At 67.6% G+C, this 20,727-nt stretch carries 24 protein-coding genes; 11 read left to right on the top strand and 13 right to left on the bottom strand.

Annotation, left to right across the window (positions count from 1 at the left end; translation table 11 throughout):
* Together EV662_RS09705 and EV662_RS09700 are read left to right on the top strand one after the other, a co-directional pair.
* Window positions 1–258, top strand: a complete 258-nt coding sequence (locus EV662_RS09705) for an FAD assembly factor SdhE (RefSeq protein ID WP_132461965.1) — start codon at window positions 1–3, stop codon at window positions 256–258.
* Between the two features lie 81 nt (window positions 259–339).
* Entirely contained in the window at window positions 340–837 is a 498-nt protein-coding gene (locus EV662_RS09700; RefSeq protein WP_132461964.1) for a MarR family winged helix-turn-helix transcriptional regulator, read from the top strand.
* 4 nt (window positions 838–841) lie between these two features.
* Here the strand turns inward: EV662_RS09700 and EV662_RS09695 are convergent, their stop codons facing one another.
* From EV662_RS09695 to EV662_RS09680, 4 genes are read right to left on the bottom strand one after another with little or no spacing between them, the layout of a single operon-like run.
* On the bottom strand, window positions 842–1,483 hold the full coding sequence (locus EV662_RS09695; RefSeq protein ID WP_132461963.1) for a DUF3047 domain-containing protein: 642 nt from the start codon (window positions 1,481–1,483) through the stop codon (window positions 842–844).
* Complete coding sequence (locus EV662_RS09690; protein ID WP_132461962.1) at window positions 1,480–2,208, bottom strand: DUF1194 domain-containing protein; 729 nt, start codon at window positions 2,206–2,208, stop codon at window positions 1,480–1,482. Before EV662_RS09690 ends, EV662_RS09695 begins: the two co-directional genes overlap by 4 nt.
* Window positions 2,205–2,921 (bottom strand): DUF1194 domain-containing protein, encoded by a 717-nt coding sequence (locus tag EV662_RS09685; protein ID WP_132461961.1) that lies wholly within the window; start codon window positions 2,919–2,921, stop codon window positions 2,205–2,207. Before EV662_RS09685 ends, EV662_RS09690 begins: the two co-directional genes overlap by 4 nt.
* Window positions 2,888–3,316 carry a VOC family protein gene (locus EV662_RS09680; protein WP_132461960.1) on the bottom strand — a complete coding sequence of 143 codons (429 nt, stop codon included), beginning with the start codon at window positions 3,314–3,316 and terminating at the stop codon, window positions 2,888–2,890. The genes EV662_RS09685 and EV662_RS09680 overlap by 34 nt, the downstream gene beginning before the upstream one ends.
* Window positions 3,317–3,468: 152 nt before the next feature.
* Here EV662_RS09680 and thyX point away from each other — a divergent pair, with 152 nt between their 5' ends.
* The 3 genes from thyX to EV662_RS09665 all read left to right on the top strand — a co-directional run bounded on the left by thyX (window position 3,469) and on the right by EV662_RS09665 (window position 5,806).
* Entirely contained in the window at window positions 3,469–4,377 is a 909-nt protein-coding gene (thyX, locus tag EV662_RS09675) for an FAD-dependent thymidylate synthase (RefSeq protein ID WP_132461959.1), read from the top strand.
* Window positions 4,370–5,098, top strand: coding sequence for a hypothetical protein (locus EV662_RS09670; protein WP_132461958.1), 729 nt, complete (start codon window positions 4,370–4,372; stop codon window positions 5,096–5,098). Before thyX ends, EV662_RS09670 begins: the two co-directional genes overlap by 8 nt.
* Window positions 5,099–5,398: 300 nt before the next feature.
* On the top strand, window positions 5,399–5,806 hold the full coding sequence (locus EV662_RS09665; RefSeq protein WP_132461957.1) for a DUF2177 family protein: 408 nt from the start codon (window positions 5,399–5,401) through the stop codon (window positions 5,804–5,806).
* A gap of 99 nt (window positions 5,807–5,905) precedes the next feature.
* Here the strand turns inward: EV662_RS09665 and EV662_RS09660 are convergent, their stop codons facing one another.
* Window positions 5,906–6,112, bottom strand: a complete 207-nt coding sequence (locus tag EV662_RS09660; protein ID WP_132461956.1) for a cold-shock protein — start codon at window positions 6,110–6,112, stop codon at window positions 5,906–5,908.
* 201 nt (window positions 6,113–6,313) lie between these two features.
* Between EV662_RS09660 and EV662_RS09655 the strand changes: the two genes are divergently transcribed.
* Together EV662_RS09655 and EV662_RS09650 are read left to right on the top strand one after the other, a co-directional pair.
* The gene (locus EV662_RS09655; protein WP_132461955.1) at window positions 6,314–6,646 is read left to right on the top strand and encodes an arsenate reductase family protein; all 333 of its coding nucleotides are present in this window, start codon (window positions 6,314–6,316) and stop codon (window positions 6,644–6,646) included.
* Window positions 6,647–6,674: 28 nt separating this feature from the next.
* On the top strand, window positions 6,675–7,031 hold the full coding sequence (locus EV662_RS09650) for a hypothetical protein (protein ID WP_132461954.1): 357 nt from the start codon (window positions 6,675–6,677) through the stop codon (window positions 7,029–7,031).
* Here EV662_RS09650 and EV662_RS09645 read toward each other — a convergent pair.
* From EV662_RS09645 to thrS, 5 genes are all read right to left on the bottom strand, one after another.
* Complete coding sequence (locus tag EV662_RS09645; protein ID WP_132461953.1) at window positions 7,013–7,582, bottom strand: DoxX family membrane protein; 570 nt, start codon at window positions 7,580–7,582, stop codon at window positions 7,013–7,015. The genes EV662_RS09650 and EV662_RS09645 overlap by 19 nt on opposite strands.
* Complete coding sequence (locus tag EV662_RS09640) at window positions 7,579–8,319, bottom strand: HvfC/BufC N-terminal domain-containing protein (RefSeq protein ID WP_132461952.1); 741 nt, start codon at window positions 8,317–8,319, stop codon at window positions 7,579–7,581. Before EV662_RS09640 ends, EV662_RS09645 begins: the two co-directional genes overlap by 4 nt.
* Window positions 8,316–9,167 carry an MNIO family bufferin maturase gene (gene bufB, locus EV662_RS09635; protein WP_132461951.1) on the bottom strand — a complete coding sequence of 284 codons (852 nt, stop codon included), beginning with the start codon at window positions 9,165–9,167 and terminating at the stop codon, window positions 8,316–8,318. Before bufB ends, EV662_RS09640 begins: the two co-directional genes overlap by 4 nt.
* A 54-nt stretch (window positions 9,168–9,221) precedes the next feature.
* Window positions 9,222–9,512, bottom strand: a complete 291-nt coding sequence (locus tag EV662_RS09630) for a BufA1 family periplasmic bufferin-type metallophore (RefSeq protein ID WP_132461950.1) — start codon at window positions 9,510–9,512, stop codon at window positions 9,222–9,224.
* 203 nt (window positions 9,513–9,715) lie between these two features.
* Window positions 9,716–11,662, bottom strand: coding sequence for a threonine--tRNA ligase (gene thrS, locus EV662_RS09625; protein WP_132461949.1), 1,947 nt, complete (start codon window positions 11,660–11,662; stop codon window positions 9,716–9,718).
* A gap of 131 nt (window positions 11,663–11,793) precedes the next feature.
* Here thrS and EV662_RS09620 point away from each other — a divergent pair, with 131 nt between their 5' ends.
* Window positions 11,794–13,071, top strand: a complete 1,278-nt coding sequence (locus EV662_RS09620; protein ID WP_132461948.1) for an MFS transporter — start codon at window positions 11,794–11,796, stop codon at window positions 13,069–13,071.
* Here EV662_RS09620 and EV662_RS09615 read toward each other — a convergent pair.
* A complete protein-coding gene (locus tag EV662_RS09615; protein ID WP_132461947.1) occupies window positions 13,068–15,983 on the bottom strand; it encodes a valine--tRNA ligase in 2,916 nt (971 codons plus the stop codon). The genes EV662_RS09620 and EV662_RS09615 overlap by 4 nt on opposite strands.
* 136 nt (window positions 15,984–16,119) lie before the next feature.
* On the opposite strand from EV662_RS09615, the gene EV662_RS09610 reads away from it, so the two are divergent.
* The 3 genes from EV662_RS09610 (at window position 16,120) to EV662_RS09600 (ending at window position 19,583) form a co-directional block, all read left to right on the top strand.
* Window positions 16,120–18,408: a xanthine dehydrogenase family protein molybdopterin-binding subunit gene (locus EV662_RS09610; protein ID WP_132461946.1), complete on the top strand. Its 2,289-nt coding sequence runs from the start codon at window positions 16,120–16,122 to the stop codon at window positions 18,406–18,408.
* A gap of 69 nt (window positions 18,409–18,477) precedes the next feature.
* The gene (locus tag EV662_RS09605) at window positions 18,478–19,266 is read left to right on the top strand and encodes an inositol monophosphatase family protein (RefSeq protein WP_132461945.1); all 789 of its coding nucleotides are present in this window, start codon (window positions 18,478–18,480) and stop codon (window positions 19,264–19,266) included.
* A gap of 77 nt (window positions 19,267–19,343) precedes the next feature.
* Window positions 19,344–19,583, top strand: a complete 240-nt coding sequence (locus EV662_RS09600; protein ID WP_341799077.1) for a hypothetical protein — start codon at window positions 19,344–19,346, stop codon at window positions 19,581–19,583.
* A gap of 33 nt (window positions 19,584–19,616) precedes the next feature.
* Here EV662_RS09600 and EV662_RS09595 read toward each other — a convergent pair whose 3' ends face one another.
* Both EV662_RS09595 and EV662_RS09590 read right to left on the bottom strand, forming a co-directional pair.
* The gene (locus tag EV662_RS09595; protein ID WP_132461944.1) at window positions 19,617–19,982 is read right to left on the bottom strand and encodes a GFA family protein; all 366 of its coding nucleotides are present in this window, start codon (window positions 19,980–19,982) and stop codon (window positions 19,617–19,619) included.
* On the bottom strand, window positions 19,979–20,725 hold the full coding sequence (locus EV662_RS09590) for a rhomboid family intramembrane serine protease (RefSeq protein WP_132461943.1): 747 nt from the start codon (window positions 20,723–20,725) through the stop codon (window positions 19,979–19,981). The genes EV662_RS09595 and EV662_RS09590 overlap by 4 nt, the downstream gene beginning before the upstream one ends.
* Between the last annotated feature and the right edge of the window lie 2 nt (window positions 20,726–20,727).

The raw sequence follows: 20,727 nt of genomic DNA, 5'->3' as shown, positions 1-20,727 counted from the left end.
ATGACCGAATCGACCGAGGCGCGCCGCAAGCGCATGCATATCCGGGCCTGGCGGCGCGGCACCAAGGAAATGGACCTGATCCTGGGCGGCTATGCCGACGCGCACCTGGCCGCGATGGATGCCCCCGCGCTGGAGGCCTTCGACGCGCTGCTGGCCGAGGACGATCACGACCTCTACCAATGGGTGACCGGCCAGGTGCCGCCGCCCGCGCGCCATGCCCCCCTTGTCGATGCATTGGCCGCCCGCACCGCCGGTTAGTTCGCTTTTTTCACGCTTTAACCGAATATTCGCGACTTGGTCCTTATCTCTTCGTTCAGCAAGCGAACGGCGGAGAGAGAAATGAGTATCCATTCCCCCATCGATTCGGGCGGCAAGACGGGCGTCATGAGTGATTATCTCGAGGCGCTTTCACTGGTCGAACGGCTGCACCGGCTTCTGCTCGACGTCATCAAGGACGAGTTCGAGAGGCTGGGCGTGCTGGAACTGAACGCGGTCCAGGCGCTGTTGCTGTTCAACATCGGCGACAACGAGGTGACCGCGGGCGAGTTGAAAAGCCGCGGCTACTACCAGGGCTCGAACGTGTCCTACAACCTCAAGAAACTGGTGGAAAAGGGCTTCATGCACCACCAGCGCTGCGAAATCGACCGCCGGTCGGTGCGCGTGCGCCTGACGCCCGAGGGCCGCAAGATCCGCGATGTCGTCGCGGGCCTGTTCGAACGCCATGCCGAGGGGCTGGTCGAGCGGGGCGTGGTCACCGCCGACGGGCTGACCGAGATCACGGACTCGCTCAAGCGCATGGAACGCTACTGGACCGACCAGATCCGCTATATCTACTAACGGCTTACTCGATCCGCAGCCGGTCGATGCGGGCCAGCACCGCGCTGCCCGTGTCGTCGCTGTCGGACGATACCGCCACCCCCACCAGCCGGGCGGGGTCGGTGCCAAAGGCGCGGCGGTGGTCGGCGGCCAGGTCCACCCGTTCGCTGGCCGACCCGGTGCCCGCCGGCCGCAGGATCAGCGTCTTGCCGCGCGCCCCCAGGTAGGGGCTGGCCAGCAGGTCGCCGCGCGCATGGGCACCGCCCCAGACATACATCAACACCCGCGCCTCGGGGTTGTCCAACAGGGCCCGCACGCCGCGGCCCGTGGCCGCGCGCGCCGCCGCCTCGGGCAGGAACACGAAATACAGCGACAGGTTGCGGTCGTCGCCGCCCTTGCGCGCCAGGTCGGTCGCGGGCACCGAGCGGTCCACCCGCCAGTCCCACGCCGCCACCCGCCCCGACCACAGCGCCGGCGGCAACGGTGTCCACAACAGCGACACGGTCCCGTCCGAGCGCACCCCCAGGCTGTCGCCGTTCAGCCGGTAATCGTTGCTCGACAGCAGCGAAAACCGCTGTTCGGTCCAGCCGGCGGCGAACGGGATTTGCTGGGCCGGGGCCGGGGCGGCCGCCAGCGCCAACCCCACGGCCAGAACCGGGCCTTTCATCGGTCGTCTCCTTTCGCCACGACATAGGGCGCCGCGCGCGCCGCGCCCACGGCCACGGTCTGCAATTCGCGCAGCAGCTTGCGCACCATCGCCGCCTCGAAATCGGCGAATCCCTGCGCCGTCTCGACAAAGGCCTCCGGCCCGCGGATCACCTCGGCGTGGAAATAGGCGGTCAGTTCGGCCAGGTCCGCCTCGGCATGGTCCATCCGGGCGGCCGACTCGATCCCGATCACCAGCGCGTTCACCGTCTCTGCGCCTGCGGGCACCTCGCGCGGGCGGGGGCCCTCGTTCGATTTGCCGTCCCCGGTCAAATCCAGCGTGTGGCGCCAGCATTCGGGCCGCTCTGCCAACAGCGCCGCGCCCCGCATCAGCGCCGCGCCGATCGCCGTCGTCCGGCTGGCCTCGGCTCGGGCGGTGCCGCGCAGCCGCGCCGCCACCGCGGCCAGCGTTTCGGGCCCGTCGATCGCCGTCCAGGGCAGGACCAGCCGCTGATCGGCCGCCCCGCTCCATTCATAGACCGCCAATGCCACCGGCGCGTTCGGCATCTGCAACAGCGCCGCGCGCACCTCGGGGTGGTTCAGCGCGCCCGCCAGCCCGTCGATCTGCAGCCGGTATTCCCGCGCATCGACCGACCCCGACACGTCCAGCCCGATGGCCAGCGCCTGCCGGCAGTCGGCCTGCGCCGCCCCCGCCGTCAACGCCAGCGCCAGCGCCGCCGCCCTCATCCGTCCCCCGCCGCCGGGCCGGGCAGGGCGCCATAGACCCGCGCCGCGACCTCGCGTTTCAGCTTGCGCCGCATCGCGCGTTCGAAATCGTCGAAATTCCGCGCCGTCTCGACGAACGCGCCGGGGCCGCGGATGACCTCTTGCCGGTAGAAATCGAACAGCTCGGCGTCGTTCTCGGTCGCGCCGCCGATGGCCAGCCCGTTCACCGTGATCCCGTCGAAGGGAAAGTTGCGATAGGCCAGCGCCGGGCCGAACCCGTCATTGTTCACCCCGTCCCCCGACACGTCCAGCGTGCGGAACAGGCAGTCGGGCGCGGCGGCGAACATCTCGGTGGCAAAGCCCAGCCCATAGCCCATCGCGGTCGGGAACTCGGCATAGGACCGGCGCGACCCCGCGATCGCCTCCGCCGCCGCCCGGATCGCCGCCGCGCTGTCCAGCATCCGCCAGCCCAGCACCACGTCCTGCTGGTACCGCCCGCTCCATTCGTAAACCGCCAGCGCCACCGGCTCTGGCCCGGCCAGCAGCTCCGCCTGCACCTCGGGCGCCATCAGCGCCGCCGCGACGCCCGCCCGCTGCAACGCGTCCTCGGCCGCATCGACCGAGGACGAGATGTCCAGCGCCAGCACCAGCGCCAGCCGGCAGGCCTCCGCCGGGCCGGGCGCCCCCAGCGCCAGCAGCCCTACCAGTGGCCGGTATTGGGCATGCTCGCCCATGGCTCCGCCGGCTCCAGCCGCCCGTCCATCTGCAACAGCTCCACCGACACGTTGTCGGGGCTGCGCACGAACGCCATCCGCCCGTCCCTGGGCGGCCGGTTGATCGTCACCCCGTTGTCCATCAGGTGCCGGCACATCTCGTAGATATTCTCGACCGCATAGGCGAGATGCCCGAAATGCCGGCTGTCCGACGGCAACCCCTCGTCCCCGTCCCAGTTATACGTCAGCTCCACCGGGCAGTCCTCCTGCCCCGGCGGCGCCATGAAGACCAGCGTGAACCGCCCTTCCTCGCTGTCGATCCGGCGCGTCTCCTTCAGCCCCAGCAATTCATAGAACGCCTTGGATTTCTCCAGGTCCTTCACCCGAACCATCGTGTGCAGATAGCGAACGTCCATCTCTCCCTCCTTTGCCACTCCCAACCTAGCACGCGCCGCGCCCCCGGCGACCCCCCGCGATGCGGCGCCGTTTCACATCATCTGGCTGTTTCCCGCGCGCACCCGCATAGATATAGTGTCCCCCGACTCGCACCCCGCAGCAGGAGGGCCCCATGCCGCTCACCCAAGACCAACGCGCCGAGATCGAGGCCCAGCGCGGCCAGCCCAGCCAGACCCTGCGGGCCACCGCGCCGGGGATGGAAAACCGCCTCTACACCGCCCATCCGGTGCTCGACCACGGGCTGATCCGGGTGATCGACTACATGGGCGACGACGCCGCGATCTGCCAGGCGGCGCGGGTCTCCTACGGCCGTGGCACCAAGGCGGTGTCGAACGACGAGGGGCTGATCCGCTACCTCATGCGCCACTGGCACTCGACCCCCTTCGAGATGTGCGAGGTGAAATTCCACGTCAAGCTGCCGGTCTTCGTCGCGCGGCAGTGGATCCGCCACCGCACCGCCAACGTCAACGAATACTCCGCCCGCTACTCGATCCTCGACCGCGAATTCTACATCCCCGCGCCCGAGGCATTGGCCGCCCAGTCCACCACCAACAACCAGGGCCGCGGCGAATTGCTGGAGGGGGAGGAGGCCGCCCGCGTCCTCGACATCCTGAAAACCGACGCCGCCCGCGCCTATGACAATTACGAGGCGATGCTGTCCACCGAGGGGCAAAAGGGCCTGGCCCGCGAATTGGCCCGGATGAACCTGCCCGCCAATATCTATACCCAATGGTATTGGAAGACCGATCTGCACAACCTCTTCCACTTTTTGCGGCTGCGGGCCGACGTGCATGCGCAATATGAAATCCGCGTCTATGCCCAGGTGATGTGCGAGATCGTCGCCGACTGGGTGCCGCTGGCGTATAAAGCCTTTGCCGATTACCGTATGGGCGGGGTCAACCTGTCGGCCACCGCGATGGAGTGCGTCCGCCGGATGCTGAAGGGCGAGACGGTGACGCAGGAGAATTCCGGCATGTCCAAGGGGGAATGGCGGGAGTTTGAGGGGGTGATTGGTGGCTGATCCGTTGGGCGTGGATATCTCTGACGCTATATTGGCGCTCCTTGCATCCGGGGGTGGCGCAGCGATGGTTGCCTACGGAATATTTCGCGTGCTCGGAAAGTCGTGGCTCGACGACATGTTCGCTCAAAGACTTGAATCATTCCGGCACCAGAACGCAAAAGAACTACAGGCCCTTAAGGCAAATATTGATGGCGCTTTAAATGTCAGGTTTCGCGTTCAGGAGAAGGAGTTTGAAGTTCTTTCAGAGTGCTGGAGGTTAATGAATCTGGCATTTGGAAAGACGTACGCATTTGTTTCTCCGATGCAGGAGTATCAGGATGTTGGCCGGATGAGTGAGGGTGCGCGAGAGGAGTATGTGAATAGGCTTGATATACTCGATTTCCAAAAGAAAGAAATTTTGGAATCCGCAAATCCAACTGGTGAATATATGCGGATAGAAAATATTAGGCGGCACAATGACGCGATTAACGCGCACATCGAGTTTCGGAATTGTGTGAGTATCCATGAAATTTTCATGTCGGAGCAGACGGTAAAGGACTTTCGCTCTATCGCTGATCATATTTATGGGGCGATAGTAAATAAAAGAATTGCTCAGGAGTCGGATGATTTTCGAATGGGGCATGAGGCTTGGAGCGACTTAAAAGAAAAATGCGCACCAGAGGTCTCCCGAATCTCAAGCGATCTTCGCTCGTACTTTCGTTCATCCTTGGCAACTGATTGAACGCTTTTTGCCTCGCTGTAAGCAAGCGTAGGGTGGGTGCCAACCCACCACACCCCGCGCGCCGCATGACGCGCCCCGGCGTTTCCGCTATCCTCCCCCCATGCCCGACCTCACCCGCCTCCTCACCCGTAGGGTGGGTGCCAACCCACCGCTCTGACCCCCGGGGGCGCGGGCCGGTCCTCGCCCCCCATGCGGCCGGGGGGGCGACCCGTCGCCCGCCGCCCCGAAATCCCCGCCCGTGCCGCATTGCCCAACCCCGCCCGCGCCCTAGGATTGGCAAAACCGGAAAAGGGGGACGTCATGTCGATCGTCACGTTGATCGTGCTTTACCTTGTCACCGCGGTGGTTTTCCTCGCGGTCGATGTCGTCGCGCTGAAGACCGTCATGCGCCCGTTGTTCGAGCGCTATGTCGGCGACTGGCTGTTGGAGGATCCGCGGATGGGGGCGGCGGCGGCGTTCTACCTCGCCTATGTCGGGGGGCTGGTCTATCTGGTCTCGCGCCCGGCGTTGATCGCGGGCGATCCGATGCAGGCGCTGGTGCAGGGGGCGATCCTGGGGGCCATGGCCTATGGCACCTACGAGTTCACCAATTACGCGACGCTGAAGAACTGGTCGGTGGTGCAGGTGGTGGTCGACACGACCTGGGGCGCGGTTCTGACCGGGGGGTCGGCCTGGGTGGGCGTGACCGTGGCGCGGATTTTCGCCTGAGGCGGCGCGCGGCCCGTTAACCCGGGCCGCGTCCGACAAAGCTCATATGGGAGTCATATGGAATTCATATGCGATTCATATGCCGCCCCGTGGGCCCGATCACAAAAGCTTAAGATCGCCCGCCGATTTCCGGCCGTCGCGCCCTTCGATCATTTCGAACGCGATCTTCTGGTTGTCGGCCAGGCCCGTCAGCCCGGCGCGTTCCACCGCCGAGATATGCACGAACACGTCCTTGCCGCCGTCATCGGGCGCGATGAACCCGAAGCCCTTGGTTGTATTGAACCATTTCACGGTGCCGGTGGGCATCGTCAGTCTCTCCTTCGTCGGTTTCCGCGCCTGCGGGATTGCGGAGGGCGCGGGTCACAGCCAGGTCTTCCAGTCTACCGGCTGCCCCGAGCGAGGAGCGGTCGTCCAGGTCGTCTGCCGTCACGGGGCGAGATGATGACGGACGAATCGCCTAAAAAGCAAGAAAAGACTCCCGCAACACCCCCCCAAACGGAGTGAAAAATGGTGATTTTTGGCCTGAAAACCTGCGATTCCTGCCGCAAAGCCAAAGGGTTGCTGCCCGGTGCGGAATTGCGCGACGTGCGCGAAACACCGCTGTCGGCAGCCGAGATCGCGCGGTTTCTCGAGGCCTTCGGCGAGGCGCTGGTGAACCGCCGCTCGACCACCTGGCGCGGTTTGTCCGAGGCCGAACGCGCGGGCGATCCAGCGGGTTTGCTGGCCGCGCACCCGGCCCTGATGAAACGCCCGGTGATCGAGGCCGGCGGGCGGCTGTATCTGGGCTGGGGCAAGGACGTGCAGGCCGCGCTGCTTGGCACGGGCGCGGCGAAGGCCTAGACCGGGGCGACGAAAGAGGAGCGAGACCATGCGCAACGCCGCCCTGGTGCTGGGGCTGATCGCGGGGCTGCTGGCCCTGGTCGTGGGGTTCTTCGGCTATGGCTATACCGTGTTCATCGACAGCTTCGGCGAGGTGGGGGACCTGGCGCGGCAGGTCGACAACCCCGACAAGACGCGGATCATCTCGCTGGGCGCGCCGATCCTTGCGATCGCGGGCGGTGCGATGGCGCGGTCGCGGAACATCCTCGGGGGCGTCTTGATGCTGCTGTCCTGCGCGGGGATGTACTGGGGCTTCGGCTTCAACGTGTTCACCATGTTCCCGATCGCGATGTGCGGCCTGGGCGGTATCCTGGCGCTGGCCGCGCGTCAGCCCGACACGGCATAGGCCCGGCGGCGCAACAGCGCGTCGACCGAGATCGGCCCGCCCCCCATCAGCGCGGGGATCGCAAGGACGGTGACCCACAGCAAGCGGTGGTCCAGGATCGGCGCATCGGGCGCGCGGTCGAACCAGGCGCCCAGCGCCGCCGGATCGGACAGCGCGCCATGGCCGACCAGGTCGGTCGCGGTCTGGACCAGCACGAAGCCGATCATCCCCAGCGCGGCCAGCCGCGTGACCAGCCCGATCAACAGCAGCGCGGGCAGAAGGAATTCGGCCCAGGTGCCCGCGATCACCACCGCGTGCTGCCAGCCGGCCAGCTGGCTGGCGTCATAGCCCGCCGCCGCCATCGCGCGGGGGAAGATCTGGGCATAGGCGCCCAGCGAAGGTGAGACGAGCCCGGTCAATCCACCGTCCAGCTTGGTCAGTCCCGACTTCCAGTAATAAACCAGCAAGGTTGCAGCAAAAGTGAAACGCGCGAGGCTGGGCAGGACCGCGGGGCCCAGCGCGGCCTCGGCCCGCTGGCCAAGCCTGTCGGACAGGCGAACAAGGGCTTTCATTGTGCATCCTCCGGGGTGATGGCGGAAATGGCCCGGCTTTGCAGCAAAAGCTGCAGCAGGGCGGAAATGTTCGATTCCTGCAAGTCGGAAAGGGCCGCGCCCAGCGGTACGCCGGCCCGCAGCGCGGCGATGCCCCGGTATCCGCCCGGCGGCAACAGGTGCGGAACGGGGTCGAAACCGGGCCGCGCGACCAGCACCTCTTGCGCGCCCTGCGGCGGGCGGGGGCCGCCGTGGTGGGCCTGCCAGATGCCGTGGATCGGCCAGTCCGAGCGGACCAACCGAACCGCGGGCGCAAGTCTCAGCCGGGCGCGCGCCAGCGCCTGGGGCGATAGCGCGGCCAGCGCACCGGGATCGACGGGGGCCGCGTCGGCGGCGTGGTAACTGTCGCGCAGGGCCAGTTCCAGCCGGGCGACATCGGGCAAGTACCCCAGATGCGCGACGGGCGGAAAACCGGCCAGAAAGCCGGGCAGCGCTTCGCCATACAGCATCAAAAGCGGCGTGCGCGGCGGGTGGGCACGGACGAATTCCCCGGCCATCGCCCGGAAGAACGCCGCGCCCACCAGGGCGCGGACCACGGGAAACCCGGTCTCCAACGCCTCGATCAGGCCGGCCACGACATTGTTGCGGTAGACGTCGAAGCGCCGCCCGGCAGGCGCGCCGCCCGCCCCGGTCAGCCTGCCGGGCGGGGCCCGGTCCGGGTCCAGCAGGGCGGCGGCAAAGGCGTCCTGCCCGGTCATGCCGCGACCCGGTCGATCAGGGCCGCGGCGCGGGCGGCCTCGGCGGCGAGGGTCGGCCAGTCGGGCAGGTCGGTATCCCATTCGATCAGCGTGGCCACCGGCCCGGCCCGCCGCAGCGCATGGGCGTACAGCGCCCAGACCGGGTCGGCCACCTGCGTGCCGTGGCTGTCGATCAGCAGGGGCGCGCCGTGCTCGTCCTTTTGCACGTCGTGACCGCCAAGATGGATCTCGCCCACGGCGGCCATCGGGAAGGCGTCGAGATAGGCCACCGGGTCGGCGCCGCGATTGGTGCAGGCGACATGCACGTTGTTGACGTCCAGCAGCAGGCCGCAGCCGGTGCGGGCCACGACCCGGGCCAGGAAATCGGTCTCGGCCATCTCGGTTTCGGCGAAGTCCAGGTAGGTCGCGGGGTTTTCCAAGAGCATCCGGCGGCCCAGCCTGTCCTGCACAAGGTCGATGTGATCGCAGACCCGGGCCAGCGTCCGGGCCGTGTAGGGCAGGGGCAGCAGGTCGTTCAGATAGGCGCCCTCATGGGTCGACCAGGCGAGGTGTTCCGAGAAACTGGCGGGGGCAAGCCAGCCCAGCAGGTGACTCAGCCGGGCCAGGTGGTCGGGGTCCAGCGGCCCCGCGCCGCCGATCGACAGGCCCACGCCGTGGACCGAGATCGGGAAACGATCCGCAACCGCGCGCAGCTGCGCCAGCGGGCGCCCGCCATCGCCCATGTAGTTCTCGGCATGGATTTCCAGCCAGGCCACCGGGCCCGGGTCGTCCAGGATCGCGGCGAAATGCCGGGCCTTGAACCCGACGCCGGGACGGGGCGGCAGGGCGGGGCGTGTGGTGTCGAACATGGCAGCCTCCCTTGGGGGGCCGGCCCGGGCGTGTGGCCCGGGCCGGGGGACGGATCAGGACGGGATGTCGCGATCCAGCGGTTCCAGCGCGCCCATGCGGTCGCCGGGCACCTCCATCGTCTCGCAGGTGCCCGCGGGCACCAGTTTCCAGGCGTTGCCCTGGTAATCGACCTTGGACGTGCCGGCGCAGGTCGTGCCCGGGCCCGCGGCGCAGTCGTTCTCGCCGGCCAGCGCCACGCCATAGCATTTCTCGTTCTCCTGGGCCTGGGCGGGGGTCACGCCATGGGCGGCGAGGGCTGCGGCCACGGCGCCGGCCAGGGCCAGGGTCTTGGTGGTATCGGACATGGTCTCTCTCCCTTGGTTGGATCGCTGTGTCGCGCTGTGCGACGGGTCCAGTGAGCCGTCCAGGGCCGATCAACTGCCAGTCACAGGACGGTGCAGCACGCGGGCGTGAGGGCGCGTCAGGGTCTTGAAATATTTATGAAAAATGTAGGAAAAAGAAAAAGGCGCCGGTTTTCGGCGCCTTTTCAACGGGGTGGGCGGGGGCCTTAGGCCAGGTCGGGGGGCGTGGCCTCGCGGGCCAGTTCCGCGACGATCTCGTCCAATGTTACAGTCCGGGTCTGCTTTTCGCCCAGCCGCCGCACGGTGACGGTGCGCTCTTCGACCTCGCGCTGGCCGATGGCCAGGATCACCGGCACCTTGCCGACCGAATGTTCGCGGACCTTGTAGTTGATCTTCTCGTTGCGGGTGTCGGCCTCGGCCCGCACGCCCGCGGCTTTCAATGCCGCGACGACCTCGTGCACGAACTCGTCGGCATCGGACACGATCGAGGCCACGACCACCTGTCGCGCGGTCAGCCAGAAGGGCAGCTTGCCGCCGAAATTCTCGATCAGGATCCCGAGGAAGCGTTCGAAGCTGCCCAGGATCGCCCGGTGCAGCATGACGGGGCGGTGTTTCGCGCCGTCCTCGGCGATGTAATTGGCCTCCAGCCGCTCGGGCAGGACGAAATCCACCTGCAACGTGCCGCATTGCCAGTCGCGCCCGATCGCGTCGGTCAGCACGAATTCCAGCTTGGGCCCGTAGAACGCGCCCTCGCCCGGGTTCAACTCGTAGTCATAGCCCGCCGCCTCGGTCGCGGCCTTCAGCGCGGTTTCGGCCTTGTCCCAGACCTCGTCGCTGCCCGCGCGTTTTTCCGGGCGGTCCGAGAATTTCACGCGGAACGTCTCGAACCCCAGATCGGCATAGACCGAGCTGAGCAGTTCGATGAATTTCTGCGTCTCCTCCTCGATCTGGCTCTCGCGGCAGAAGATATGCGCGTCGTCCTGGGTAAAGCCGCGCACCCGCATCAACCCGTGCAGCGCGCCCGAGGGTTCATAGCGGTTGCACGATCCGAACTCGGCCATCCGCAAGGGCAGGTCGCGATAGGATTTGAGCCCCTGGTTGAAGATCTGCACATGGCCGGGGCAGTTCATCGGTTTCAGCGCGTTGATCGATTTCTCGCGCGCGTGTTCCTCGTCCACTTCGACGATGAACATGTGTTCCTGGTATTTTTCCCAGTGGCCCGAGGCTTCCCACAGCTTGCGGTCGACGACCTGGGGCGTGTTCACCTCGACATAGCCGCCGTCGAACTGCCGGCGGCGCATGTAATCCTGCAACGTGGTATAGATGCGCCAGCCGTTGGGGTGCCAGAACACCTGCCCCGGCGCCTCTTCCTGCATGTGGAACAGCTCCATCTCGCGGCCCAGGCGGCGATGGTCGCGTTTCTCGGCCTCTTCCAGGAAGGTCAGGTAATCCTTCAATTCCTGCCGCGTCCGGAAGGCCACGCCATAGATCCGTTGCAGCATGGGGCGGTTGGAATCGCCCCGCCAATAGGCACCCGCCACCTTCATCAGCTTGAAGGCATCCGCGGGCACCTGCCCCGTGTGCTGCAAATGCGGGCCGCGGCACAGGTCCTGCCAATGGCCGTGCCAATACATGCGGATCGGCTGGCCCTCGGGGATCATGCCGACCAGTTCCACCTTGTAGGGCTCGTTGTTGGCCTCGTAATAGGCCACCGCCCGGTCGCGGTCCCACAGCTCGGTCGTCACGGGGTCGCGGCGGTTGATGATCTCGCGCATCTTGGCCTCGATCTGGCCCAGATCCTCGGGGGTGAAAGGCTCCTCCCGGTCGAAATCGTAGTACCAGCCGTTCTCGATGACGGGGCCGATGGTGACCTTCACCTCGGGCCAGATCTCCTGCACCGCGCGGGCCATGATATGCGCCAGGTCATGGCGGATCAGTTCCAGCGCGGGGGCCTCGTCCTTCATCGTGTTGATGGCGATGGCGGCGCTTTCGGTGATCGGCCATTGCAGGTCGAAATGCGCGTCGTTCACCGTGGCCGAAATCGCCTTTTTCGCCAGCGAGGTCGAGATATCGGCGGCCACCTCGGCCGGGGTGATCCCGGCGGGATAGTCGCGCGCATTGCCATCGGGGAAGGTAAGGGTGATCTGGCCCATTGCGGCCTCCTCGTCGGTTTGGCGCCCACGGAACGCCCGGTTGCGGGTTATGGTCGCGGCTTCTGTGAACCTGTGCCGTCCCGGTGTCAAGCGGGGTTGCCCGCGACGCCGGGACGCTATCTGATTGGGCCATGTCCCGAATTGCCGAAACCGCCTTCGACCTGCTGGTCGAGAATGCCGACGCCCCCGCCCGCGACATCACCGACGCCGCCCGCGCCGCCGAGCCGGGGAATTTCCTGCGCCATGGCGCGGCGCTGTCGCTGTCCAAGCTGGCCGATGGGCTGATCGACCCGAAACTGGTGCTCAGCTGGCTGATGGGCGCGCTGGGCGCGCCCGCGGCGCTGGTGGGCCTGTTGGTCCCGGTGCGCGAGGCGGGCGCGCTGTTGCCGCAGCTGTTCACCGCGGCGCGCATCCGGGCGATGGGGCGGCGGAAATGGGCCTGGGCGGCGGGGGCTGCGGGGCAGGGCCTGGCGGCGCTGGCGATCCTTGTGGCCGCGCTGACGCTTTCGGGCTGGGCTGCGGGCGCGGTGATCGTGGGGGCGCTGGCGGTGCTGGCGGTGGCGCGCTCGGTGGCGTCGGTCTCCTACAAGGACGTGCTGGGCAAGACCGTGGACAAGGCCCGGCGCGGCACCGCGACCGGGCTCGCGGGCAGCGTGGCGGCGGCGGGCGTTCTGGTTTTCGCGGCGCTTTTGCTGACCGGGGCGCTTGCACGATTCGAACTTGTGCTGGGGGCGATCGGCCTTGCCGGGGCTTTCTGGCTGCTGGCGGCTTTCATTTTTTCCACAATCCGCGAAGAGGACGCGCCGGGCGAGTCGGCCCAGGGCATCGGGCTGTCGCAACTGGCGCTGTTGTGGCGCGATGCGGGGCTGGGGCGGTTCGTGCTGGCCCGCGTGCTGCTGCTGCCGACCGCGCTGGCGCCGCCCTATATCGTGCTGCTGGCCGGGCAGGCGGGCGACGACCGGTTCGGGGCGCTGGGCGCGATGGTGCTGGCCTCGTCTCTGGCCGGGCTGGTGTCGTCCTGGGTCTGGGGCCGGCTGGCGGACCGGTCCAGCCGGCTGGTGCTGGCCTTTTCGGGCGCGGTGGCGGCGGGGTTCCTGGGGCTGGCGGTGGCGCTGAACACGGCCGGGGTGATGGGCACCGCGTGGGCCGCGCCGGGCGTCTTGTTCGGGCTGATGATCGCCTATCAGGGGGTGCGGCTGGGCCGGTCGACCTACTTGGTGGACATGGCGCCCAGCGACAACCGCGCGGCCTATACGGCGGTGGCGAACACCACGGTGGGCGTGGCGCTGTTGGCGGCAGGGGGCTTTGGCGCGCTGGCCGGGGCCTATGGCGCGGCCGTCACGCTGGGGCTGTTCGCGGCCATCGCCGCGGCGGGCGCGGCGATGGCGTTTACCCTGCGCGAGGCCTAGGCCAGTTCCGCCAGACGCGCCAGCGCGGCGCGCAGCTTGTCGGCCTCCTCGCCCTTGGCCGCGGCCAGCTCGCGGGTTTCCTCGACCACGTCCTCGGGCGCGCTTTCGACGAATTTCGGGTTCTTCAGCCGCCCCTGCAGCCCGCCCAGTTCCTTTTCCAGCTTGGCCAGCGTCTTTTCCAGCCGCGCCTGTTCTTCGGCCACGTCGATGATGCCCGCCAGCGGCAGGCCGAAGCTGCCGCCCTCGACCGCGATGGTCACGCAGCCCTTGGGCAGGGTTTCGGCGGCCTCCAGGCTCTCGATCCGGGCCAGCCGCTGGATCAGCGCCTCGTTCCGGTCCCAGGCGGCGCGGCCCGCGGCGTCGAGTTCGGTGAACAGCATCGGGATCTGCAGGCCCACCGGCACGTGCATCTGCGCGCGGGCCGAGCGGACCTCCTCGATCAACCCGATCACCCAGTTCATCTCGCGGTCGGCCTGCGCGTCGATTAGTTCGGGCCCATAGGTCGGCCAATCGGCATGGACCAGCATCTTGTCCCGCTGGCCCAGCGTGCCCCACAATTCCTCGGTGATATAGGGCATGATCGGGTGCAACAGGATCAGGCACTGGTCGATCACCCAGGCCATGGTGGCCCGCGTTTCGGCCTGTTGCGCAGGCGTGCCGTCCATCAACAGCGGTTTCGAGAATTCCACGTACCAGTCGCAGACCTTGCCCCAGACAAAGGCATAAAGCGCGTTCGCCGCGTCGTTGAAGCGATAGGCCGCCAGCGCGTCATCGACGGTTTGGCGCACGCGGGCGGTTTCGCCGATGATCCAGGTGTTCACGGTCTCGGCGGGCTGCGGGATCGTGCCGTCGGGGGCATAGCCCTCGAACACGCCGTTCATCTCGGCGAACCGCGCGGCGTTCCACAGCTTGGTGCCGAAATTGCGATAGCCGGCGATGCGCTGCGTCGACAGCTTCAGGTCGCGGCCCATCGCGGCCATCGAGGTCAGCGTGAACCGCACCGCATCCGCGCCGAATTCGTCGATCAGTTCCAAGGGGTCGAGGACGTTGCCCAGCGACTTGGACATCTTCTTGCCCTTCTCGTCGCGGACGAGGGCGTGGACATAGACGGTGTGGAACGGGATTTGGTCGACCACGGCCAACTGCATCATCATCATCCGGGCGACCCAGAAGAAGATGATATCGAAGCCGGTGATCAGGACATCGGTGGGGAAGTATTTGTTCAGTTCGTCCGTCTGCTCGGGCCAGCCCAGGGTGCCGATGGGCCAGAGGCCGGAAGAGAACCAGGTGTCGAGGACGTCGGGGTCGCGCTGAAGATCGATGGAGAGCTTCGGTCCGTTCCAGCCGAAGGCATACGAACGGGCAGGTCCGGTCGACGGAAACTCGCCAATCTGGACGTCTTCGCCGTAGTATTGCGAAGCGAGTTCTCTTGCCGCTTCAAAGCTGGGTGCGCAAAAACTCTGAGGCAGTCCGCTATAAACCGCGGGATACGCATCCAGTTCTTCCTTCGAAGGCCCATACCAAACCGGTATCTGGTGCCCCCACCATAGTTGGCGGCTGATGCACCAGGGCTCGATGTTTTCCAGCCAGTGGAAATAGACCTTTTCGTGCTGCTCGGGGAGGATCTTCGTCCGCCCGTCGCGGACGGCGTCCAGCGCGGGGCCGACGATCTTGGCGGTGTCCACGAACCACTGGTCGGTCAGGTAGGGCTCGATGGCGACCTTGGAGCGGTCGCCGTGGGGGACCATGTGGCGGTCGCTGTCGATGCCGTCGAGCCAGCCGTCATCGGTGGCCTCGTTGATGATCGCCTCGCGCGCCTCGTAGCGGTCGGTGCCGTCCAGCCGCTCGATCGCCTTGGCCACCAGGTCGGGGTCGCAGCCCTCGGCGAAATCGGGGTTGTCCTTCAGCCACATCGCCGCGCGGGTAGTCATCACGTTGATCGCGCGCAGGCCCGTCCGCTGGCCCACTTCCCAGTCGTTGAAGTCATGGGCGGGGGTGATCTTGACGGCCCCCGTGCCCTTTTCCGGGTCGGCGTAGTCGTCGGCGACGATGGGGATCGACCGGCCGCACAGCGGCAGGCGCACGGTCTTGCCGATCAGGTGCTTGTAACGCGGGTCCTCGGGGTGAACCGCGACGCCGGTATCGCCCAGCATGGTTTCGGGGCGCGTGGTGGCGACCACCAGGTAATCGCGGGTCTCGAACGCGGTGGGGTTGCCGTCCTCGTCCCATTCCACGGGGTGTTCATAGGTCGCGCCCCCCTCCAGCGGGTAGCGCAGGCGCCACATGTGGCCGTCGACCTCGACCTGTTCGACCTCGAGGTCCGAAATCGCGGTTTCGAAATGCGGGTCCCAGTTCACCAGCCGCTTGCCGCGATAGATGTAGCCCTTGTTGTACATGTCCACGAAGACCTTGATGACGGCATCGTGGAAATTGCCCTCTTCGCCCGCCGGCGCCCCGGGCGCGCCCGACATGGTAAAGGCGTTGCGCGACCAGTCGCAGGAGGCGCCGAGGCGTTTCAACTGGTTGATGATCGTGCCGCCGGATTGCTGTTTCCATTCCCAGACGGTTTCCAGGAATTTCTCGCGCCCCATCTCGCGCCGCGACGGCTTGCCCGCCTTGGCCAGTTCCCGTTCCACCACCATCTGGGTCGCGATCCCCGCATGGTCCTGCCCGGGCTGCCACAGGGTGTCGAACCCGCGCATCCGGTGCCAGCGCACCAGGATGTCCTGCAACGTGTTGTTGAAGGCGTGGCCCATGTGCAGCGACCCCGTCACGTTGGGCGGCGGGATCATGATGCAGAAGGTTTCGGCCCGCGAGGCATTCGCGCCTGCGGTAAAGCAACCGGCCTTTTCCCAGGCCTCGTAAAGCCGGGCCTCGGCCTCGGCGGCGTCGAACGTCTTTTCCATCGGCATGGGGCGCGGGTCCTTCGCATGGCAGTGGGCTTGGCGGTCAATTAGCGAAAGGCCGGGCCAAGGCCAACCCCCGGCGGGGCTGGACAGGGGGCGCGGGGCCGCTATCGTCCGCCCGGCAGGCACAGGGAGGCGCCCCATGGACAGGAAATTCGGCGAAAGCCAGACGGTCAAGCGCATCGAGGATGTGCGCCTGCTGAAGGGCGAGGGGCGCTATGTCGACGATACCGCGCCCGCGGGGTCGCTTTACGCGGTGTTCCTGCGCAGCCCCGTGGCCCATGCGGACATTCGCGCGCTGGATGTGGCCGCGGCGCGCCGGGCGCCGGGGGTGCACCTGGTGCTGACGGCGGACGACCTGATCGCGGCCGGGCTGGGCATGGCCATGGCCGCCACCATCGTCAAGAATCGCGACGGCACGCGCGCCGCCGCGCCCGCCCGGCCGCTCCTGGCCACGGGCAAGGTGCGCCATGTGGGCGAGGCGATGGCCGTCGTGGTGGCCGAGACGCTGGCCCAGGCCAAGGACGCGGCCGAGCTGATCGAGTTCGATTTCGACGAACTGGACCCGCACCTGGCGCTGGCGACCGGCGGGCCGCTGGTCCATGACGAGGTGCCCGGCAACCTGGCCTATGACTGGGCGATGGGCGACGCGGACGCGGTCGAGGCGGCCTTTGCCGCGGCGGCCCATACCGTCACGCTGGAGGTGCCCGACAACCGGATCATCGTGAATTCGATGGAACCCCGCGGCGCCTGGGCCGAATGGGCCGACGGGCGGCTGCATGTCTGCCTGTCGGGGCAGGGGGTCTGGGTCCACAAGGACCGGCTGGCCGAGATGCTGCACCTTGCCCCCGGGGATGTGCGGGTGACGAACCCCGACGTGGGCGGCGGCTTCGGCATGAAGGGGATGCCCTACCCGGAATATTTCGTCCTCGGCCATGCCGCGCGGGAACTGGGCCGGCCGGTCCGCTGGATGTCGGAACGGACCGAGGCGATGCTGACCGACAATGCTGGGCGCGACCTGACATCGACCGTGGAACTGGCCTTCGACGCCGATCACCGGATCACCGGCTACCGGGTGACGACGCTGTCCAATCTCGGCGCCTACAACTCGCAATTCGGCCAGCTCATCCAGTCGCAGCTGTTTTCCAAGGTGCTGACCGGGGCCTATGCCATCCCCGCCGCGCTGTTGCAGGTCAAGGGCGTCTATACCAACACCACGCCGGTCGACGCCTATCGCGGCGCGGGCCGCCCCGAGGCGATCTATGCCCTGGAACGCACCCTGGACCGCGCCGCGCGCGAACTGGGCGTCGACCCGTGGGAGTTGCGGCGCAAGAATTTCATCCCCGTCGGCGCCTTCCCCTATCGCACGCCCACGGGCGAATTTTACGACGTGGGCGATTTCGCGCGGGTGCTGAACCGGGTGCACGCGGCGGCCGATGTCGCGGGCTTCGCCGCGCGCCGGGCCGAAAGCGCCGGGCGCGGGCGGCTGCGGGGGCTGGGCCTGTGCTATTACATCGAGTCGATCCTGGGCGACCCGAGCGAGGCCGCCGAGGTCGAGTTTTGCGAGGATGGCACCGTGAACCTGTATGTCGGCACCCAGTCGAACGGGCAGGGGCACGAAACCGTCTATGCCCAGTTCCTGGCCGACCGCACCGGCATCCCGGTGGAGCAGATCCGCGTGATCCAGGGCGACAGCGACCGGATCGCCACGGGCGGCGGCACCGGCGGGTCGCGGTCCGTCACCACCCAGTGCAACGCCACCGTCGCCACGGTCGCGCAGATGGTGGGCGCCTTCGCCCCCTTCCTGGCCGATGAAATGGGGGTGGACGCGGCCGCGGTCGATTTCGACGGCCACACCTTCCGCGCGCCGGGCTCCAACCTGACGCCCACGCTGGTCGAGGCGGCCGAGATGGCCCGCGCCGCCGGGCGCAGCGACCTGTTGAATCACCGCGCCGAATACACCCTGCCGGGCCGCTCCTATCCCAACGGCGCCCATGTCGCCGAGGTCGAGATCGACCCCGAGACCGGCAAGACGCGCGTCGTGAAATACACCGTCACCGACGATTTCGGGAACCTGATGAACCCCCGCCTGGCCGAGGGGCAGGTCCATGGCGGCGTGGCGCAGGGGCTGGGCCAGGCGATCTGCGAACAGGTGGGGTTCGACGAATACGGCCAGCTTCTCAGCGCCAGTTTCATGGATTACGCCATGCCGCGCGCCGACGATGTGCCTTTCGTCACCTTCACCACTGAACCCGTGCCGTCCACCGCGAACCCGCTGGGCATGAAGGGCTGCGGCGAGGCGGGCACCGTGGGCGCGATGGCGGCGGTCGCCAACGCCGTGCAGGACGCGCTGTGGGGCAGGGGCGTGCGCCGCGCCGACATGCCGTTCACGCCCCACAGGGTGTGGGAGATGCTGCGCGCGGCGGGCTGAGGCGGCGCCGGGGGCCTTGGCATGGCGCCTTTGCCCGTGTAAGGCGGCGCCAAGCCCAAGGAGACCCCGATGCAAGGCAGCGCCAATCTCAACATCATGATCAAGGCCGCGCGCAAAGCCGGCCGCAGCCTGGTCAAGGACTTCCGCGAGGTCGAGAACCTTCAGGTCTCGATGAAGGGGGCGGGCGATTTCGTCAGCCGCGCCGACACCGCGGCCGAGGCGATCCTGAAAGAGGAGTTGCGCGGCGCGCGCCCGAATTACGGCTGGCTGGGCGAGGAAACCGGCGAGGAACCGGGCGAGGATCCCACCCGCCGCTGGATCGTCGACCCGCTGGACGGCACCACCAACTTCCTGCACGGGCTGCCGCATTGGGCGGTGTCCATCGCCCTTGAACACAAGGGCGAGGTGGTCGCGGGCGTGATCTTCGACGCGGCCAAGGACGAGATGTTCGTCGCCGAAAAGGGCGCGGGCGCCTGGATGAACGAACGCCGCCTGCGCGTGTCGGGCCGCAACCGCATGGTCGAGGCGATCTTCGCCACCGGCGTGCCCTTTGCCGCCAAACGGACCCTGCCCGCCACGCTGCAGGACCTTGCCCGGCTGATGCCCCATTGCGCGGGCGTGCGGCGCTGGGGGTCGGCCGCGCTCGATTTGGCCTATGTCGCGGCGGGGCGCTATGACGGCTACTGGGAACGCGAACTCAACGCCTGGGACATCGCCGCGGGGCTGATCCTGGTGCGCGAGGCGGGCGGGCTGGTCGACGCGATCCGCCCGGGCCACGACCCGATCGAACATGGCGACGTGCTGGTGGCCAACCCGTCCCTGTTCGACCCGCTGGCCGATCTCATAAGAAACACTTAACGGCCCGCGCCACGCCCTCGTTCTGCCCATTTGTTTAATCAACACTGGGCCAGAACCAGAAGGCGAGGGAGCGTAGCATGTGTAAGATGACGAGTGCGACCGCCGCGGCCGACCTGCGGTCGCGCCTGTGCGGCTTTGTGACCGACGAGGCGGGCGCGGTTACCGTCGACTGGGTGGTTCTGACCGGCGCGGCGGTAGGGCTGTGCATCGGCATGTTCGCCTCGGTCAATACAGGCATCTACAGCGTGGGCGAAGGTCTTGGCCAACGCCTGTCCGAAGCCACGGTCAAGGATCTGGGCACGGTCAACGACTGGTAGACGCGCGCGCCCGGCCCGCCGCCCGTGCCCGGCTCAGCGCCGGTCGGCGGGGTGGTTCACGCCATCGCTCCACGGCACCTCGCCCAGGTCGCGCGGGTTCACCCCCTCCAGCGCGCCGACATTGACCCCGTATTCGTTCGGGTTCGACCGCCGCCGGTGATGGGTGTAAATCCCGCAGGTCGGGCAGAAATAATGCCGCGCCACCCCCGTGCCCCATTGGTACAGCGCCAGGTGATCCGCCCCCTTCACCACCCGCAGCCCGTCCAGCGGCACCCCGGCCATGATCGCCCCGCGCCGCCGGCAATAGGAACAGTCGCAGCGCCGCGCCGCCGCCAGCGCGCCGGGCGGCAGCGCCACCTCCAGCACCACGGCGCCGCAATGGCACGACAGCCGCGTCATCGCCGCCGTCCCGCCCGCGGGATCGAGGTCCGGCGATAGGCGATCTCGGGATGCGGCGGGTGGCCATGGGTGCGCGCCCAGAACACCGGCCCGCCGCGCCTCAGCCAGAACGGCAGCATCAGCCCCAGCCCCGCCACGAACCCGCCCGCATGCGCCCAATAGGCGATGCCCCCCGCATCTGTCGGGGTCGCGGCGCCGCCCGCCACTTGCAATCCGAACCACAGCCCCAGCATCAGCCAGGCGGGCACCGGCAGGATGCGGATGATGACGATCAGGAAGATCAGGATATCGACCCGCGCCTTGGGAAACAGCAGCAGGTACCCCCCCATCACCGCCGCGATCGCCCCCGAGGCCCCGACCATCGGCACCATCGAATAGGGGTCCATCGCGTATTGCGCCAGGCCCGCCGCCAGCCCGCCCGCCAGGTAGAAGGCCAGGAACCCCAGGTGGCCCAGCTCTTCCTCCAGGTTGTCGCCGAAGATCCACAAGAACAGCATGTTGCCGCCCAGGTGCATCACGCCCCCATGCAGGAACATCGAGGTGAACAGCCCGTGCAGGTTGATCCCCTCGCTGATCGCCGCCGGGATCAGCGCCCAGCGCAGGAACACGTATTGCACCGCCTCGGGGTCGGGGTCGGTCAGCTTGCCCCAGTAGGACAGGAACACGATCACGTTCGCCGCGATCAGCGCATAGACGACATGCGGCGTCCTGGTCGAGGGGTTGTGGTCGCGGATCGGGAACATCG

It is taken from the genome of Rhodovulum marinum (assembly GCF_004343075.1).
Classification (GTDB): Bacteria; Pseudomonadota; Alphaproteobacteria; order Rhodobacterales; family Rhodobacteraceae; genus Rhodovulum; species Rhodovulum marinum.
This window is presented reverse-complemented; position numbering and strand designations above follow the sequence as displayed.